The following is a 17,369-nucleotide window of genomic DNA, read 5'->3' as shown; positions in this document are numbered from 1 at the left end:
TGGAGGGGACAGGGACCATGCCGAGCAGAACAGCCGGGCCGCGCCGGCCGCCCGCCGCCCGCGGCGCCGGCCGCGCTCCCGCGGCGCCGAGGAGGCCCCGCGCGGGCGGCCCGCGGGGGCTCTACGAGCGGGCCCGCAGGGCCTGGGACCGGCCGCTGACGGCGTACTACGTGATCGTCGGCGCCGGGCTGCTCATCACCGCGCTCGGCCTGGTGATGGTGTACTCCGCGTCGATGATCACGGCGCTGCGCTACGACCTGGTGCCCTCCTACTTCTTCCGCAAGCAGTTCTTCGCGGCCCTGCTCGGCGCCGGCCTGCTCTTCCTGGCCTCCCGGATGCCGGTGAAGCTGCACCGGGCGCTCGCCTACCCGATCCTGGTCGGCGCGATCTTCCTGATGGTGCTGGTGCAGGTGCCGGGGATAGGGGTCGCGGTCGGCGGCAACCAGAACTGGATCTCGCTGGGCGGGCCGTTCATGCTCCAGCCCAGTGAGTTCGGCAAGCTGGCGCTGATCCTGTGGGGCGCCGACCTGCTGGCCCGCAAACAGGACATGAAGCTGCTCACGCAGTGGAAGCACATGCTGGTGCCGCTGGTCCCCGGGGCCTTCCTGCTGCTCGGCCTGATCATGCTGGGCGGCGACATGGGGACGGCGATCATCCTCACCGCGATCCTGTTCGGCCTGCTGTGGACCGCGGGCGCCCCCACCCGGCTCTTCGTCGGCGTGCTCGCCGTCGCCGCCGTCATCGGCGGGGTGCTCATCAAGACCAGCCCGCACCGGCTCGAACGCTTCGGCTGCCTCGGCGCCAGCGACCCGGGCGGCGCGGGGGACCCCTGCTGGCAGGCCGCGCACGGCATCTATGCTCTCGCCTCGGGCGGATGGTTCGGTTCCGGACTCGGGGCAAGTGTGGAAAAATGGGGTCAACTCCCCGAAGCGCACACCGACTTCATCTTCGCCGTCACCGGGGAGGAACTGGGCCTGGCGGGGACGCTGTCGGTGCTCGCCCTGTTCGCGGCTCTAGGCTATGCGGGTATCCGCGTGGCCGGAGGCACGGAGGACCCCTTCGTCAGGTATGCCGCGGGAGGCGTGACCACCTGGATCACGGCGCAGGCCGTGATCAACATCGGTGCGGTGCTCGGTCTGCTGCCGATCGCCGGAGTCCCGCTCCCGCTGTTCTCCTACGGGGGTTCGGCCCTGCTGCCGACCATGTTCGCCGTCGGGCTCCTGATCGCCTTCGCGCGACAGGAACCCGCCGCGAGAGCGGCCCTGGCCATGCGCCGCCCCGGCTGGGGCAAGCGGGTCGGGGGGAGATGGAAGTCGATGCGACGGCGCGTCAAGAAGCGGCCGTCCGGAGAGCGGTGAATTTCGGTGCATGTCGTCCTCGCCGGCGGAGGTACCGCCGGCCACATCGAGCCCGCGCTCGCCCTCGCGGACGCCCTGCGCAGGCGGGACCCGGGCGTGGGGATCACGGCGCTGGGCACGGAGCGCGGTCTGGAGACCCGGCTGGTGCCCGAGCGCGGCTACGAGCTGGCGCTCATCCCGGCCGTGCCGCTGCCCCGCAAGCCCACCCCCGAGCTGATCACCGTCCCCGGACGGCTGCGCGGCACCATCAAGGCCGCCGAGCAGGTCCTGGAGCGCACCAAGGCGGACTGCGTGGTCGGCTTCGGCGGCTACGTGGCCCTGCCCGGCTACCTCGCCGCCAAGCGGCTCGGCGTGCCGATCGTGGTCCACGAGGCCAACGCCCGGCCCGGGCTCGCCAACAAGATCGGCTCGCGCTACGCGGCCGGGGTCGCCGTCGCCACCCCGGACTCCAAGCTGCGCAACGCCCGTTACATCGGCATCCCGCTGCGGCACACCATCGCGACCCTCGACCGCGCCCGCGTGCGCCCCGAGGCGCGCGCCGCCTTCGGCCTGGACCCGAACCTGCCGACCCTGCTCGTCTCTGGCGGCTCCCAGGGCGCGCGCCGGCTCAACGAGGTCATCCAGCAGATCGCCCCGGTGCTCCAGCGCTCCGGCATCCAGATCCTCCACGCGGTCGGCCCGAAGAACGAACTTCCGCGCGTCGACAACATGCCCGGAATGCCGCCGTACGTGCCGGTACCGTACGTGGACCGGATGGATCTCGCGTACGCCGCCGCCGACATGATGCTCTGCCGCGCGGGCGCGATGACCGTCGCCGAGCTCTCCGCCGTCGGACTGCCGGCCGCCTACGTCCCGCTGCCCATCGGCAACGGCGAACAGCGGCTCAACGCCCAGCCGGTGGTCAAGGCCGGCGGTGGACTCCTCGTCGACGACGCGGAACTGTCGCCGCAGTGGGTGCAGACCAACGTGCTGCCCGTACTGGCCGATCCGCACCGGCTGTACGAGATGTCCCGCGCCGCCGCCGAGTTCGGCCGCCGGGACGCCGACGAACTGCTCGTCGGCATGGTGTACGAGGCGATCGCCGGCCGTCAGGCGTAGCGATCCGAGGATCAGGAGCGCACGTGGTTGCGACGGGCACGACCAGCAGGCCCCAGGGCGCTTCGCGCCGTCCGTCCCCGCCCGGCACCCGGAGGTTCACGGTGCCCGGTCCGCGCGCCCTCCTGATCGCCCTCGGCCTCGTCCTGCTCACCGCCGGCGCCGTCTGGGCGCTGTACGGCTCCGACTGGTTCCGGGTCGAGAAGGTGAGCACCTCCGGGACGAAGGTGCTCACCCCGGCCGAGGTCGAGCGGGTCGCCGCGGTCCCCGTCGGCGCGCCGCTCGTCTCCGTCGACACGGACGCCATCGAGGCCCGGCTGCGCGCCGCACTGCCCCGGATCGACTCGGTGGACGTGGTGCGGTCCTGGCCGCACGGAATCGGTCTGAAAGTGACGGAACGGCGCCCGGTCCTTCTCCTGCGGAACGGTGGAAAGTTCGACGAGGTGGACGCCGGGGCGGTCCGGTTCGCCACCGTCACCACCCCGCCCCCCGGCGTGCCGCGCCTGGTGCTCGACGCCGCCGCCTCGCCGAGCCTGCGCCGCTTCGACGCCGAGCGCCTGCTCGACGCGGCCGTAGGCGTGACGGGCGAACTCCCGGAGAAAATCGCCCAGGACGTCCGTGTCGTCCGGATCACGTCCTTCGATTCGATCACTCTGGAACTCGGCAAGGGCCGCAGCGTCTTCTGGGGCAGCGGCGAGGACGGGCCCGCGAAGGCGCGCGTTCTCACCGCTCTCATGAAAGCGACTCCCAAAGCGGGGCACTTCGATGTAAGTGCCCCCACCGCACCCGCCTCGTCGGGAAGTTGACGCCCATCACCGCTGGCCAGGACCCTGGTTGGCCAGCGCTACGGGTGATCACATAGGGTGAAAAGAAAAACGGGAGGTTCGGCGTGTTCGTTGAACGTGCGCCACTTGTCGACTTAGTGTCCTGTTCGGAAGAGTCCAGCGAACAGAGACACTGGTAACCCTAAACTTCAACGTTAGGGTTTGGGTCGGCGTCATGGACCGTCCCAATCGGCATCCGTCGTCGCGACGCGTCAACCACCGCGAAGCGGCGACACGTAACTCGAGGCGAGAGGCCTTCGACGTGGCAGCACCGCAGAACTACCTCGCAGTCATCAAGGTCATCGGTGTCGGCGGCGGTGGTGTCAATGCCATCAACCGAATGATCGAGGTCGGTCTCAAGGGCGTCGAGTTCATCGCCATCAACACCGACGCGCAGGCGCTGTTGATGAGCGACGCCGACGTCAAGCTCGACGTCGGCCGTGAACTGACCCGCGGCCTCGGGGCCGGGGCCAACCCGGCCGTCGGCCGCAAGGCGGCAGAGGACCACCGCGAGGAGATCGAGGAGGTCCTCAAGGGGGCCGACATGGTCTTCGTCACCGCCGGCGAGGGCGGCGGCACCGGCACCGGCGGCGCGCCCGTCGTCGCCAACATCGCGCGCTCGCTGGGCGCCCTCACGATCGGCGTGGTCACCCGCCCGTTCACCTTCGAGGGCCGCCGTCGCGCCAACCAGGCGGAGGACGGCATCGCCGAGCTCCGCGAAGAGGTCGACACCCTCATCGTCATCCCCAACGACCGGCTGCTGTCGATCTCGGACCGCCAGGTCTCCGTGCTCGACGCCTTCAAGTCGGCCGACCAGGTGCTCCTCAGCGGTGTCCAGGGCATCACCGACCTCATCACCACCCCGGGTCTGATCAACCTCGACTTCGCCGACGTCAAGTCGGTCATGTCCGAGGCCGGTTCCGCCCTCATGGGCATCGGCTCCGCCCGCGGCGACGACCGCGCCGTGGCCGCCGCCGAGATGGCGATCTCCTCGCCGCTCCTGGAGGCGTCCATCGACGGCGCCCGCGGCGTGCTGCTCTCCATCTCCGGCGGCAGCGACCTCGGTCTCTTCGAGATCAACGAGGCCGCCCAGCTGGTCAGCGAGGCCGCCCACCCCGAGGCGAACATCATCTTCGGCGCCGTCATCGACGACGCCCTCGGCGACGAGGTCCGGGTCACCGTCATCGCGGCCGGCTTCGACGGCGGCCAGCCGCCGGCCCGCCGCGACAACATCATCGGCTCGGTCTCCGCCAAGCGCGAGGAGCCCGCCCCGGCCCCGCGCGTCACCGAGCCCGCCCGTCCGCTCGGCGGCCTGGGCACCGTGACCCCGCGCGAGGAGCCGGCCGCCCCGGCCGAGCCCGCGCCGGCCGTCAGCGAGACCCCGCTGCCGCCCGTCGCCCCGCCGGTGGTCCCGCCGGCCCGCCCGTACCCGGACACCCAGGCCGAAGAGCTGGATGTCCCGGACTTCCTGAAGTGACGCCTTGATAGGACAGCGTTTCGACACGAGCGGCGCCCACTTCGCCTTCACCGACCGGTGGGGCGGGGTGAGCGCCGTTCCGTACGAGGAGCTCAACCTCGGCGGCGCGGTGGGGGACGAGCCGGAGGCCGTACGGGCCAACCGGGCCCGCGCGGCGGACGCGCTCGGCCTCGACCCGGCGCGCGTGGTGTGGATGAACCAGGTGCACGGCGCCGGCGTGGCCGTGGTCGACGGGCCGTGGGCCGGGGGTCCCGTCCCGGCGGTCGACGCCCTGGTCACCGCCACCCGGGGACTCGCCCTCGCGGTGCTCACCGCGGACTGCGTCCCGGTCCTGCTGGCCGACCCGGTCGCCGGGGTCGTGGCCGCCGCCCACGCGGGGCGGCCCGGCATGGTCGCCGGGGTCGTCCCGGCCGCGGTCGAGGCGATGGCCGGGCTCGGCGCCGACCCCTCCCGGATCACCGCCCGCACCGGGCCCTCGGTCTGCGGCCGTTGCTACGAGGTGCCCGAGGCGATGCGCGCCGAGGTCGCCGCGGTCGAGCCGGCCGCCTATGCGGAGACCAGCTGGGGCACCCCGGCCGTCGACGTGGCCGCCGGAGTGCGCGCCCAGTTGGAGCGTCTCGGCGTCCGGGACGTCGAGGACGCCGGGGTCTGCACCCTGGAGTCCCGCGACCACTACTCGTACCGCCGCGATCGCACCACGGGGCGACTCGCGGGATATGTCTGGTTGATCTGAGAAGAGATATGACGGACCCTCTGGCCGGCCGCAGGTCGGAACTCGCCGAGAACCTCGCCCGGGTGGAGGAGCGCATCGCCGCCGCGTGCGCCGCCGCCGGACGGAAGCGGGAGGACGTGACCCTGATCGTGGTCACCAAGACCTACCCCGCGAGCGACGTGCGGCTGCTGCACGAACTCGGTGTGCGCCACGTGGCGGAGAACCGGGACCAGGACGCGGCCCCCAAGGCCGCTGCCTGCGCGGACCTCGATCTGACCTGGCACTTCGTGGGCCAGTTGCAGACGAACAAGGTCCGTTCCGTGGTGGGTTATGCCGATGTGGTGCAGTCCGTCGACCGTTTGAAGCTCGTTTCCTCGCTCTCCGCGGCGGCGGAGAAGGCGGGGCGCGAACTCGGCTGCCTGGTCCAGGTCGCCCTCGACGCCGAGTCGGGCGAGCGCGGGGACCGCGGCGGGGTCGCGCCGGACGGGATCGAGGAGTTGGCGGCGGCGGTCGACGCCGCTCCGGGCCTGCGGCTCGACGGCCTGATGACGGTCGCGCCGCTCGCCGGTCCGTACGCGGGCCGGCAACGCGCCGCCTTCGAGCGGCTCATGGATTTGTCGACTGTCCTGCGCGCGACCCGTCCAACTGCGAACATGGTGTCAGCAGGGATGAGTGCGGACCTCGAGGAGGCCGTGGCGGCCGGAGCGACACACGTGCGCATCGGTACGGCGGTACTCGGAGTCCGCCCGAAGCTCGGGTAACGTCGCGAAGCAAGTCGGACCACAGCAGAAAATATGGTCATTCCGCCAGGAAGGCGGAGGGACCCGTGGATCGCGGGCACTTGGTGACACTGCGACATTCGGTAAGGGCGATCCACCACAGAGCGGAGGATGCAGAGAATGGCCGGCGCGATGCGCAAGATGGCGGTCTACCTCGGCCTCGTGGAGGACGATGGCTACGACGGCCGGGGATTCGATCCCGACGACGACTTCGAACCCGAGCTGGAGCCGGAGCCCGAGCGCGACCGGCGCCACCAGCCCCCCCGGCAGATCGAGCGGGAGGAGCCGGTGCGGGTCGTGCAGCCGCCCGCGCCGCGCGAGCCCGTTGCTCAGTCTGTACCGGTACACGCGGAAAGCGGACGTCCTGCCCGAATTGCCCCCGTGGCATCCATCACACCCGAACGTCCGAGCCTGGAGAAGAACGCGCCGGTGATCATGCCCAAGGTCGTGTCCGAGCGGGAGCCCTACCGCATCACCACGCTGCACCCGCGGACCTACAACGAGGCCCGTACCATCGGGGAACACTTCCGTGAGGGCACCCCGGTGATCATGAATCTCACGGAGATGGACGACACCGACGCGAAGCGACTTGTCGACTTCGCGGCCGGTCTCGTGTTCGGGCTCCATGGCAGCATTGAGCGCGTGACGCAGAAGGTGTTCCTGTTGTCGCCTGCTAACGTCGATGTCACGGCGGAGGACAAGGCCCGCATCGCAGAGGGCGGATTCTTCAACCAGAGCTGAGAACACGAGACCGAGAACGGCCGGCCGCGGGAGCGGCCGGACAAGTGAGAGCACGAGAGCCAGGGGAGAGGGAACCGCGGGATGGGCGTCGCACTGCAGGTGGTCTACATCGCGCTGATGTGCTTCCTCGTCCTTCTGATCTTCCGGCTGGTCATGGACTACGTCTTCCAGTTCGCCCGGTCATGGCAACCCGGCAAGGCGATGGTGGTGGTCCTCGAGGCCACCTACACTGTGACCGATCCACCGCTCAAGCTTCTGCGGCGGCTCATCCCGCCGCTGCGCCTCGGGGGCGTGGCACTCGACCTGTCCTTCTTCGTTCTGATGATCATCGTCTACATCCTGATCTCCATCGTGAGCAGCTTCGCGAGGTGATGGTGGAGGGAACTGTGGACGATACGGTCTTGCCGACTGCCGACGACTACGTAGAGGTGAAGAAGAGATGCCGCTGACCCCCGAGGACGTGCGGAACAAGCAGTTCACGACCGTCCGCCTTCGAGAAGGCTATGACGAGGACGAGGTCGATGCCTTCCTCGACGAGGTCGAAGCCGAACTGACGCGACTGCTCCGCGAGAACGAGGACCTGCGCGCCAAGCTGGCCGCGGCGACTCGTGCCGCCGCGCAGAACCAGCAGCAGGGCATGCGCAAGCCGCCGGAGCCGCAGGATCGTCCCGTCGGTCCCGGCGCTCCCGTGCCCGCCGCCATATCCGGACCGCCGGCCCAGCAGCAGGGCGGCCCCATGCAGGGCCCGCCGCAGCTGCCGTCCGGTGCCCCCGCGCTTCCCGCCGGCCCGATGCAGGGCGGCCCCATGCAGGGCGGCCCCATGGGCCCCGGCCCGATGCAGGGCGGCCCGATGGGTCCCGGCCCGATGCAGGGCGGCCCCATGGGTCACCCGCAGCAGCAGCCGATGCAGCCCATGCAGCCGGCCCAGGGCCCGGGCGGCGACAGCGCCGCGCGTGTCCTGTCGCTCGCGCAGCAGACCGCCGACCAAGCGATCGCGGAGGCCCGTTCCGAGGCCAACAAGATCGTCGGCGAGGCGCGCTCGCGCGCCGAGGGCCTGGAGCGGGACGCCCGCGCCAAGGCCGACGCCCTGGAGCGGGACGCCCAGGAGAAGCACCGCGTCGCGATGGGCTCCCTGGAGTCCGCCCGCGCCACCCTCGAGCGCAAGGTCGAGGACCTGCGGGGCTTCGAGCGTGAGTACCGGACCCGCCTGAAGTCGTACCTGGAGTCGCAGCTGCGTCAGCTGGAGACCCAGGCCGACGACTCGCTGGCCCCGCCGCGCACCCCGGCCACCGCGTCCCTGCCGCCGTCCCCGTCGATGGCCCCGGCCGGCGCCGGCGCCCCGTCCTTCGGTGGCAACGGCACGATGGGCGGCGCCCCGTCCTACGGCGGCCAGCAGCAGATGTCCCCGGCGATGACCCAGCCGATGGCCCCGGTCCGTCCGCAGGCCCCGCAGCCGATGCAGCAGGCCCCGGCGCCGATGCGCGGCTTCCTCATCGACGAGGACGACAACTGAGGCCGGCCGGTCAACGCGTGTTGAGCGCGTAGCCGTCGTCGGCAGTCCTGAAGGGCCGGCTCCCCGCGAGGGGGGCCGGCCCTTCGGCGTGCCCGCACGTTCGTTCGGGGCAGGGCGCCGGGGGTACGCCGAAGGGCCCGGCCCCCGTGGGGGAGCCGGGCCCTTCGGCGCGGCGCGGTGCGGTGTTACGCCTTGCGGAGGCGGAAGGAGAGGGCCAGGCCCTCGTCCTCGAACGCGGGGCCGAAGCTGTCGTCGGCCTCGCCCTGGGCGTAGTCCGTGGACAGCACCTCGTCGGCGATCAGGCCCGCGTGGTCCGTCAGGGCCGCCACCGTCTCGGCCGAGGCCGAGGTCCAGCGCAGCGCGATCCGGTCCGCGACGTCGAGGCCGCTGTTCTTGCGGGCCTCCTGGATGAGGCGGATCGCGTCGCGGGCGAGACCGGCCTTGCGCAGCTCCGGGGTGATCTCCAGGTCGAGGGCGACCGTGGCACCGGAGTCGGAGGCCACCGACCAGCCCTCGCGCGGGGTCTCGGTGATGATGACCTCCTCCGGGGTGAGGGTGATCGTCTCGCCGTTCACCTCCAGCGGGGCCTCGCCCGCGCGCAGGGCCAGCGAGAGCGCCGCCGCGTCGGCCGCGGCGACCGCCTTGGCGACGTCCTGCACGCCCTTGCCGAAACGCTTGCCCAGGGCCCGGAAGTTCGCCTTGGCGGTGGTGTCCACCAGCGAGCCGCCCACCTCGGAGAGCGAGGCCAGCGAGGAGACGTTGAGCTCCTCGGTGATCTGCGCCTGGAGCTCCTCGGACAGGGCGGCGAAGCCGTTGGCGGCGACCAGCGCGCGGGACAGCGGCTGACGGGTCTTCACGCCCGACTCGGCGCGCGTCGCCCGGCCGAGCTCGACCAGGCGGCGGACCAGCAGCATCTGCTCCGAGAGGACCGGGTCGACGAGCGCCGCGTCCGGCTCGGGCCAGGTCGCCAGGTGCACCGACTCCGGGGCGCCCGGGGTGACCGGGACCACCAGGTCCTGCCAGACCCGCTCGGTGATGAACGGGGTCAGCGGGGCCATCAGCCGGGTCACCGTCTCCACGACCTCGTGGAGCGTGCGCAGCGCCGCCTTGTCGCCCTGCCAGAACCGGCGCCGCGAGCGGCGCACGTACCAGTTCGACAGGTCGTCGACGAAGGCCGACAGGAGCTTGCCGGTGCGCTGGGTGTCGTACGCCTCCATCGCCTCGGTCGCCTCGGTCACGAGCGTGTTCAGCTCGCCGAGCAGCCAGCGGTCGAGGACCGGGCGGTCGGCCGGCGCCGGGTCGGCGGCGGACGGGGCCCAGCCGGAGGTCCGGGCGTACAGCGCCTGGAAGGCGACCGTGTTCCAGTACGTCAGGAGGGTCTTGCGGACGACCTCCTGGATGGTGCCGTGGCCGACCCGGCGGGCCGCCCACGGCGAGCCGCCGGCCGCCATGAACCAGCGCACCGCGTCGGCGCCGTGCTGGTCCATCAGCGGGATCGGCTGGAGGATGTTGCCCAGGTGCTTGGACATCTTCCGGCCGTCCTCGGCGAGGATGTGGCCCAGGCAGACCACGTTCTCGTAGCTGGACTTGTCGAAGACCAGGGTGCCGACCGCCATCAGCGTGTAGAACCAGCCACGGGTCTGGTCGATGGCCTCGGAGATGAACTGCGCCGGGTAGCGGCTCTCGAACAGCTCCTTGTTCCGGTACGGGTACCCGTACTGCGCGAACGGCATCGAGCCCGAGTCGTACCAGGCGTCGATGACCTCCGGCACGCGCGTCGCGGTCTTGCCGCAGCCCTCCGCCGGGCAGGCGAAGGTGACGTCGTCGATGTACGGGCGGTGCGGGTCGAGGTCCGACTGGTCGGCGCCGGTCAGCTCGGTGAGCTCCGCGCGCGAGCCGACGCAGGTGAGGTGGTCGTCCTCGCAGCGCCAGATCGGCAGCGGGGTGCCCCAGTAGCGGTTGCGGGAGAGCGCCCAGTCGATGTTGTTGTTCAGCCAGTCGCCGAAGCGCCCGTGCTTGACGGAGTCCGGGAACCAGTTGGTGTTCTCGTTCTCCTCCAGGAGACGGTCCTTGACCGCGGTGGTGCGGATGTACCAGGACGGCTGCGCGTAGTAGAGCAGCGCCGTGTGGCAGCGCCAGCAGTGCGGGTAGCTGTGCTCGTAGGCGATGTGCTTGAAGAGCAGGCCGCGCGCGTCCAGGTCGGCGGTCAGCGCCTCGTCGGCCTTCTTGAAGAAGACGCCGCCGACCAGCGGCACGTCCTCCTCGAAGGTGCCGTCGGGGCGGACCGGGTTCACCACCGGCAGGCCGTAGGAGCGGCAGACCTTGAGGTCGTCCTCACCGAAGGCGGGGGACTGGTGGACGAGGCCGGTGCCGTCCTCGGTGGTCACGTACTCGGCGTTGACCACGTAGTGCGCGGGCTCGGGGAACTCGATCAGCTCGAAGGGCCGGTCGTAGGTCCAGCGCTCCATCTCCTTGCCGGTGAAGGACTCGCCGGTGGTCACCCAGCCCTCGCCGAGCGCCTTGTCGAGCAGCGGCTCGGCGACGACGAGCCGCTCGTCGCCGTCCGTGGCGACCACGTAGGTCACCTCCGGGTGGGCGGCGACGGCCGTGTTGGAGACCAGGGTCCACGGGGTGGTCGTCCAGACCAGGAGCGCCGCCTTGCCGGCCAGCGGGCCGGAGGTCAGCGGGAAGCGCACGTACACGGACGGGTCGACGACCGTCTCGTAGCCCTGGGCCAGCTCGTGGTCCGACAGGCCGGTGCCGCAGCGCGGGCACCAGGGGGCGACGCGGTGGTCCTGGACCAGCAGGCCCTTGTCGAAGATCTGCTTGAGCGACCACCAGACCGACTCGATGTACGAGGGGTCCATGGTGCGGTAGGCGTCGTCGAGGTCGACCCAGTAGCCCATGCGGGTGGTCAGCTCGGCGAAGGCGTCGGTGTGGCGGGTCACGGACTCGCGGCACTTGGCGTTGAACTCGGCGATGCCGTACGCCTCGATGTCCTTCTTGCCGGAGAAGCCGAGCTCCTTCTCGACGGCGAGCTCGACCGGCAGGCCGTGGCAGTCCCAGCCGGCCTTGCGGGCCACGTGGTAGCCGCGCATGGTGCGGAAGCGGGGGAAGACGTCCTTGAAGACGCGGGCCTCGATGTGGTGGGCGCCCGGCATGCCGTTGGCCGTGGGCGGGCCCTCGTAGAACACCCACTCGGGGCGTCCCTCGGACTGCTCCAGCGTCTTGGCGAAGACCTTGTTCTCGCGCCAGAAGTCGAGCACGGCGTGCTCGAGCGCGGGCAGGTCTACCTGGGCGGGTACCTGGCGGTACTGCGAAGACATCGATCTTCCTCCGGCGGATGTGCCACGTTTCCGTCCGGAGGGACGAGAGCACTGCTCCCGCGGTACCACCCTCCTTGGCCCCGGGCGCGGACGCCCTGAGCCCCCTCATTGGGGTCGCGACGCCGGGTCTAGTCGCCGCGCGGCCCTCACGGTCCTCGCGGCTTTCTTCCGGCAGCTCCGGGGTGATGCTTCACCTCGCGCTCGCCCCCGGGCTCGCACCGTCCCCGGGTCGCTCATGGCTGCGTACGACGCTACTCGTCCCCATCCAAGCCTTTCGCTCAGCCCAGTGTACGGGGCGCGCGGGGGGTCGGCCGACCGGATTTCCCCGGCTCGCCGGGGCGCCCCGGGTGACCCGAATGGCCACACGGCCCGGCACGGACTTGCGCTGCGGCCAAGTGGGGGAGGCCCGGGGCGGATAACCCGCCGGGGAGCTGGGCACAACCGAGGCAGGTCCGCCCCGCAGGTCGCCGGGGCGGGCGGATCGGGCGGCGTGCCCCGTTGCCGCGGGCCCTGGGCCGATTTATCGTCCCAGCACGATTCGCGAGCAAGATCACAAAATGTGAAGGGGCCGCGACATGGTGGCGAAGAAGACCGCCGCGAAGAGGACGACGGCCACGAAGAAGACCGCCGCCCGGAAGCCGGCGGCCACCGCCGACGAGGCCGAGCCGCCGGCCGAGCCGGCCGGGCGGGCGGCACCCGCGGCACCCGCGACGAAGGCACCCGCGAAGAAGACGGCGGCGAAGAAGGCGCCCGCGAAGAAGGCGGCCGTGAAGAAGGCGCCCGCCGAGAAGCCGGCCGAGAAGGCAGCAGCGAAGAAGGCGCCGGCGAAGAAGACGGCGGCGAAGACGGCCGCCCCGACGAACCGGAAGACAGGAGCCAGCACGGTGGCAGCGAAGAAGACCGCGGTCGGCGTCACGACGGCCGGCGCGGCCGGGGCCGCGGTGCCCCCGGCCCGTGCCGGGGAGCTCGCCGTACGCCCCGGTGAGGAGCCGTGGACCCCCGAGGAGGTCGCCGAGGCCCGCAACGAGCTGCAGGCCGAGGTGCTGCGGCTGCGCAGCGAGCTGGCGCACTCCGAGGAGGAGCTGACCGGCCTGATGCGCGACTCCGGCGACGGGGCGGGCGACGACCAGGCCGACACCGGCACCAAGAACATCACGCGCGAGCACGAGCTCGCCCTGGCGGCGAACGCCCGCGAGATGCTGGAACAGACCGAGCACGCCCTCGAACGGCTCGACGCGGGCACCTACGGCCTGTGCGAGGTGTGCGGGAAGCCGATCGGCAAGGCGCGCATGCAGGCCTTCCCGCGGGCCACGCTGTGCGTGGAGGACAAGCAGAAGCAGGAGCGCCGGGGCTGACCCGGCCGCAGGGGTGTGACGTACCCTCGGTGCACAGTCAGGCATCGAGGTCGAGGGACTCACTCACGTGGCAGAGGCGGAGAGCGTCATCGGTACGCCGGATTCAGCAGGGGCCGACCAGGCGGCCGCTCCCGAGGAGCGGCCCAGGGGCAGGCGGCGGATCGTCGCGCTGCTCGTGGTCGCGGCCCTCGCCTACCTCCTCGACCTCGGCAGCAAGATGCTGGTCGTGGCGAAGCTGGAGGGGCACGAGCCGATCGAGGTGATCGGCGACCTGCTGCGCTTCGAGGCCGTCCGCAACCCCGGCGCCGCCTTCGGCATGGGCGAGGCCTTCACGATCATCTTCACCGTGATCGCGGCCGTGGTCATCGCGGTGATCATCCGACTCGCCCGCAAGCTCTACAGCCTGCCCTGGGCGATCGCGCTCGGCCTGCTGCTCGGCGGGGCGCTGGGCAACCTCACCGACCGGATCTTCCGCTCGCCGGGCGTCTTCGAGGGCGCGGTCGTCGACTTCATCGCCCCCAAGGGCTTCGCCGTCTTCAACCTCGCCGACTCGGCGATCGTCTGCGGCGGCATCCTCATCGTGCTGCTGTCCTTCCGGGGCCTGGACCCCGACGGGACCGTCCACAAGGACTGACAAGGCATACTCGACGGGTGAGCACGAGTCCCGAGATCCGCACGCTGCCCGTACCCGACGGCCTGGAGGGCGAGCGCGTCGACGCCGCCATCGCCCGCATGTTCGGGTTCTCCCGTACGAAGGCGGCCGAGCTGGCCGCCGCAGGGAAGGTCCAGGTCGACGGCGCCGTCGTCGGCAAGTCCGAGCGGGTCAGCGGCGGCGCGTGGCTCGAGGTCGAGATGCCCGGCGCGCCCGCGCCGGTGCAGGTGGTCGCCGAGCCCGTGGAGGGCATGGAGATCATCCACGACGACGACGACATCGTCGTGATCATGAAGCCGATCGGCGTGGCCGCGCACCCCAGCCCCGGCTGGACCGGCACCACCGTGATCGGCGGCCTGGCCGCCGCCGGCTACCGGATCTCCACCTCCGGCGCCGCCGAGCGCCAGGGCATCGTGCACCGGCTCGACGTCGGCACCTCCGGCCTGATGGTGGTGGCGAAGTCGGAGTACGCGTACACCTCGCTCAAGCGCCAGTTCAAGGAGCGCGTGGTGGACAAGCGCTACCACGCCCTGGTGCAGGGCCACCCGGACCCGCTGAGCGGCACCATCGACGCGCCGATCGGCCGGCACCCGAACCACGACTACAAGTGGGCCGTGACCGCCGACGGCAAGCCCTCGGTGACCCACTACGACCTCATCGAGGCCTACCGCGCGGCCTCGCTGCTCGACATCAAGCTGGAGACCGGCCGCACCCACCAGATCCGGGTGCACATGTCGGCCCACCGCCACCCCTGCGTCGGCGACCTCACCTACGGCGCCGACCCGACCATGGCCAAGCGCCTCGGCCTCACCCGGCAGTGGCTGCACGCGGTCCGGCTCGGCTTCGAGCACCCGGCCGACGGGCAGTGGGTCGAGTTCTCCAGCACCTACCCGGCCGACCTCCAGACCGCGCTCGACCGCATCGAGGCGGAGAGCCGGTGAGCGTCGGCTACGCGGTCCGCGAGGCCGCCGGTCCCGCCGACCGGGAGGCCTGCTTCGCGGTGCGCCGCGAGGTCTTCGTCGAGGAGCAGGGCGTCCCGCGCGAGCTGGAGTACGACACGTACGACGAGACCGCCGTGCACGTCCTCGCGGTCCGCGCCGACGGGGTCCCGCTCGGCACCGGACGGCTCCTCCTCGGGGCCGACGCGACCGGCAAGACCGGCGCCGACGCCTCGGTGGGCTCGCTCGGGCGGCTCGCGGTGTCCAAGGCGGCCCGCGGTCTCGGGGTCGGCGCGGCGCTGGTGCGGGCGATCGAGGACGCGGCCCGCGAGCGCGGGCTCGCCGCCGTCGACCTGCATGCCCAGACCCACGCCCTCGGCTTCTACGAGCGGCTCGGCTACACGGCCTACGGCCCCGAGTTCCCGGACGCCGGCATGCCGCACCGGGCGATGCGCAGGGCGCTCTAGGCCGTCTCTTCCGGATCGTGCCGGGTTCTCGACTCCCCCGGAGCTTCGCCTGGGAGGCCCCCCCGGCACCGCGCCTCGCCGCGTTGTCGTCGGTCGCCGATGGCCCCCTGGGCTTCGCCCGGGTGGGGGCGCCCCCCCGGCGGAGCCCAGGGGGAGTGCCCCCACCGCATCGCTTCCGCCCCCTCGGCCCGGCGGCCGGGGAGGTGCCCCCACCTCCGCCTTGCGGTCCTTCCCCTGGGCCCTGGCGGGCCTGGGGAGGCCCCGACCCTGGGCCCTGGCGGGCCTGGGGAGACCCCGACCCTGGGCCCTGGCGGGCCCGGGGAGACCCCGACCCTGGGCCCTGGCGGGCCCGGGAGACCCCACGCATCGGACGCCGCTCCCCCCCCGTAGCCCTTCCGGCACGGGAGGTGCCCCCGGATCCGGCCTGATCCGAAGGAAACGGCCTAGCCGTGCCCGTTGACGGCTCCAGCGGGGGCAATCGCGGGCGAAACGGACGTACGTGACAGGGTAGGGCCGTGGATCAATTGGCCCTGCTCTTCCTGCTGCTCCTCGGCGCCGTCCTGACCGTGCCCCTCGGGGAACGGCTCGGGCTGCCGGCCCCCGTCCTGATGACCCTCGTCGGGGCCGTGCTGGCCTTCCTGCCCTTCGTACCGAACGTCGACATCCCGCCCGAGCTCATCCTGCCGCTGGTGCTGCCGCCGCTGCTCTACGCCTCGGTGCAGCGCACCTCCTGGCGCCAGTTCGCGGCCAACCGGCGGCCGATCTTCCTGCTCGCGGTGGCCCTGGTCTTCGTCACCACGGCCGCCGTCGGCGCCGTCGCGGACGCCCTCGTGCCGGGCATCCCGCTGGCCGCCGCGCTGGCCCTCGGGGCGCTGGTGGCGCCACCGGACCCGGTCGCCGCCACCGCGGTGGCGGGCTCGCTCGGGCTGCCGCGCCGGCTGGTGTCGATCCTGGAGGGCGAGGGCCTGTTCAACGACGTGACCGCGATCGTGCTCTACCACGTGGCGATCACGGCGGTGGTCACCGGCGACTTCTCCTGGCCGCGGGCGCTCGGCGAGCTGGTCCTGTCCGCGGTCGTCGCGGTCGCGGTCGGCCTCGCCCTCGGCTGGGCCGCCAACAAGCTGATGGGCTTCCTCGGCGAGGCCACCCTGCAGACCGGGCTCACCCTGCTCGTGCCCTTCGTCGCGTACGTGCTCGCCGAGGAGCTGCACGGCTCGGGGGTGCTCGCGGTCCTCATCACCGCGCTCTTCCTGGCCGAGCACGCGCTGGACGCCGACGACGTGATGGGCCGGCTCGCCGGGCAGGCCTTCTGGGAGGTCGTCGACACCCTCGTCACCGGCATCGCCTTCGGGCTCATCGGCCTGGAGCTGGTGCACGTCTTCGGGGTCGCCGAGGGCCGCGGCGGGGAGATGGTCGGCTGGGGCGCGGCCGTCGTGGGCGTGGTGGTCGGGGTGCGGCTGCTGTGGCTGCTGCCGGCCGCCTGGGTGGCCAGGAAGCTGCACGACCGGCGGGACTACGCAGAGGAGGTCCCGATGAGCTGGCGGGAGTCCGTGGTCATGTGGTGGGCCGGGATGCGCGGGGTGGCCTCGGTGGCGCTCGCGCTCGCCATCCCGCTCCGCACCGACGACGGCACGCCCTTCCCCGGCCGCGACGAGCTGGTCTTCATCGCCTTCTGCGTGATCCTCTCCACCCTGCTGGTGCAGGGCCTCACCCTGCCCCGGCTGGTGAGGTGGCTCGGGGTGCGGGCCGACTCGGACGCCGAGCGGGCCTTCGAGCGCGAGCTGGCGGTCCGGGCGGCGAAGGCGGCCCGGCACCGGCTGAAGGAGATCGAGGAGCAGGAGGACCTGCCGGAGGAGGTGGCCGAGCGGCTGCAGCGCGGCGCCTTCGACATCGGGGCCCGGATCAGCCCGGACATGGTCGACGAGGAGCGGCGGGCCGCGTTCACCCAGCGCGTGGAGCGGCTGCGCTCGGTGCAGCGGATCCAGAAGGAGATGTTGTCGGCCGCCCGGCACGCGGTGCTCTCGGCGCGCAGCGAGCCCGGGGCGGACCCGGAGGTGGTGGACCGGGTGCTGCGGCACCTGGACGTGCGCAGCCTGCGCTGACCGGGGCCCGTCAGGCGGGTCGGGGGAGGG

Annotated in this window: 15 protein-coding genes; 14 read left to right on the top strand and 1 reads right to left on the bottom strand. The window is 72.1% G+C overall.

The annotated features are described in order from the left end of the window. Positions 1-17: 17 nt before the first annotated feature. The 9 genes from ftsW to ACIGW2_RS17910 all read left to right on the top strand — a co-directional run bounded on the left by ftsW (position 18) and on the right by ACIGW2_RS17910 (position 8,499). Complete coding sequence (ftsW, locus tag ACIGW2_RS17950; protein ID WP_361588311.1) at positions 18-1,358, top strand: putative lipid II flippase FtsW; 1,341 nt, start codon at positions 18-20, stop codon at positions 1,356-1,358. A gap of 6 nt (positions 1,359-1,364) precedes the next feature. Then, entirely contained in the window at positions 1,365-2,456 is a 1,092-nt protein-coding gene (gene murG / locus ACIGW2_RS17945) for an undecaprenyldiphospho-muramoylpentapeptide beta-N-acetylglucosaminyltransferase (protein ID WP_356075895.1), read from the top strand. Positions 2,457-2,479: 23 nt separating this feature from the next. Next, positions 2,480-3,259, top strand: coding sequence for a cell division protein FtsQ/DivIB (locus ACIGW2_RS17940; protein WP_399844403.1), 780 nt, complete (start codon positions 2,480-2,482; stop codon positions 3,257-3,259). A gap of 280 nt (positions 3,260-3,539) precedes the next feature. Further along, on the top strand, positions 3,540-4,754 hold the full coding sequence (gene ftsZ / locus ACIGW2_RS17935) for a cell division protein FtsZ (RefSeq protein ID WP_361588309.1): 1,215 nt from the start codon (positions 3,540-3,542) through the stop codon (positions 4,752-4,754). A gap of 4 nt (positions 4,755-4,758) precedes the next feature. Then, positions 4,759-5,487 carry a peptidoglycan editing factor PgeF gene (pgeF, locus tag ACIGW2_RS17930; RefSeq protein ID WP_391655139.1) on the top strand — a complete coding sequence of 243 codons (729 nt, stop codon included), beginning with the start codon at positions 4,759-4,761 and terminating at the stop codon, positions 5,485-5,487. Between the two features lie 8 nt (positions 5,488-5,495). Next, positions 5,496-6,227 (top strand): YggS family pyridoxal phosphate-dependent enzyme, encoded by a 732-nt coding sequence (locus tag ACIGW2_RS17925; RefSeq protein WP_361588306.1) that lies wholly within the window; start codon positions 5,496-5,498, stop codon positions 6,225-6,227. Positions 6,228-6,365: 138 nt separating this feature from the next. Beyond that, a complete protein-coding gene (locus ACIGW2_RS17920) occupies positions 6,366-6,986 on the top strand; it encodes a cell division protein SepF (RefSeq protein ID WP_265861641.1) in 621 nt (206 codons plus the stop codon). Positions 6,987-7,067: 81 nt separating this feature from the next. Next, positions 7,068-7,358 carry a YggT family protein gene (locus ACIGW2_RS17915; protein WP_356075879.1) on the top strand — a complete coding sequence of 97 codons (291 nt, stop codon included), beginning with the start codon at positions 7,068-7,070 and terminating at the stop codon, positions 7,356-7,358. Between the two features lie 67 nt (positions 7,359-7,425). Next, positions 7,426-8,499: a DivIVA domain-containing protein gene (locus ACIGW2_RS17910; protein ID WP_356075876.1), complete on the top strand. Its 1,074-nt coding sequence runs from the start codon at positions 7,426-7,428 to the stop codon at positions 8,497-8,499. 185 nt (positions 8,500-8,684) lie between these two features. Here ACIGW2_RS17910 and ileS read toward each other — a convergent pair whose 3' ends face one another. Then, entirely contained in the window at positions 8,685-11,825 is a 3,141-nt protein-coding gene (gene ileS, locus ACIGW2_RS17905; protein WP_399844399.1) for an isoleucine--tRNA ligase, read from the bottom strand. Between the two features lie 575 nt (positions 11,826-12,400). On the opposite strand from ileS, the gene ACIGW2_RS17900 reads away from it, so the two are divergent. The 5 genes from ACIGW2_RS17900 (at position 12,401) to ACIGW2_RS17880 (ending at position 17,339) form a co-directional block, all read left to right on the top strand. Continuing rightward, entirely contained in the window at positions 12,401-13,180 is a 780-nt protein-coding gene (locus tag ACIGW2_RS17900; protein WP_391655141.1) for a TraR/DksA family transcriptional regulator, read from the top strand. 67 nt (positions 13,181-13,247) lie between these two features. Continuing rightward, complete coding sequence (gene lspA / locus ACIGW2_RS17895; protein ID WP_361588302.1) at positions 13,248-13,814, top strand: signal peptidase II; 567 nt, start codon at positions 13,248-13,250, stop codon at positions 13,812-13,814. A 17-nt stretch (positions 13,815-13,831) separates the two neighbouring features. Then, positions 13,832-14,773 carry an RluA family pseudouridine synthase gene (locus ACIGW2_RS17890; RefSeq protein ID WP_391655142.1) on the top strand — a complete coding sequence of 314 codons (942 nt, stop codon included), beginning with the start codon at positions 13,832-13,834 and terminating at the stop codon, positions 14,771-14,773. Next, complete coding sequence (locus ACIGW2_RS17885) at positions 14,770-15,237, top strand: GNAT family N-acetyltransferase (protein ID WP_391655143.1); 468 nt, start codon at positions 14,770-14,772, stop codon at positions 15,235-15,237. The genes ACIGW2_RS17890 and ACIGW2_RS17885 overlap by 4 nt, the downstream gene beginning before the upstream one ends. A 515-nt stretch (positions 15,238-15,752) precedes the next feature. After that, a complete protein-coding gene (locus ACIGW2_RS17880; RefSeq protein ID WP_391655144.1) occupies positions 15,753-17,339 on the top strand; it encodes a Na+/H+ antiporter in 1,587 nt (528 codons plus the stop codon). The last annotated feature ends 30 nt before the right edge of the window (positions 17,340-17,369 follow it).

Origin of the sequence: Streptomyces sp. NPDC053541 (assembly GCF_044544705.1) — a bacterium.
Lineage (GTDB): Bacteria > Actinomycetota > Actinomycetes > Streptomycetales > Streptomycetaceae > Streptomyces.
Note: the sequence above shows the minus strand (reverse complement) of the source record. Positions and strands in the feature narration are given on the sequence as shown.

Excerpts from the sequence above, each read along its gene's own strand:
- ftsW (WP_361588311.1), top strand. The coding sequence starts at position 18 with ATGCCGAGCAGAACAGCCGGGCCGCGCCGGCCGCCCGCCGCCCGCGGC.
- ACIGW2_RS17925 (WP_361588306.1), top strand. The coding sequence starts at position 5,496 with ATGACGGACCCTCTGGCCGGCCGCAGGTCGGAACTCGCCGAGAACCTC.
- ACIGW2_RS17920 (WP_265861641.1), top strand. The coding sequence starts at position 6,366 with ATGGCCGGCGCGATGCGCAAGATGGCGGTCTACCTCGGCCTCGTGGAG.
- ACIGW2_RS17915 (WP_356075879.1), top strand. The coding sequence starts at position 7,068 with ATGGGCGTCGCACTGCAGGTGGTCTACATCGCGCTGATGTGCTTCCTC.
- ACIGW2_RS17910 (WP_356075876.1), top strand. The coding sequence starts at position 7,426 with ATGCCGCTGACCCCCGAGGACGTGCGGAACAAGCAGTTCACGACCGTC.
- ileS (WP_399844399.1), bottom strand. The coding sequence starts at position 11,825 with ATGTCTTCGCAGTACCGCCAGGTACCCGCCCAGGTAGACCTGCCCGCG.
- ACIGW2_RS17900 (WP_391655141.1), top strand. The coding sequence starts at position 12,401 with ATGGTGGCGAAGAAGACCGCCGCGAAGAGGACGACGGCCACGAAGAAG.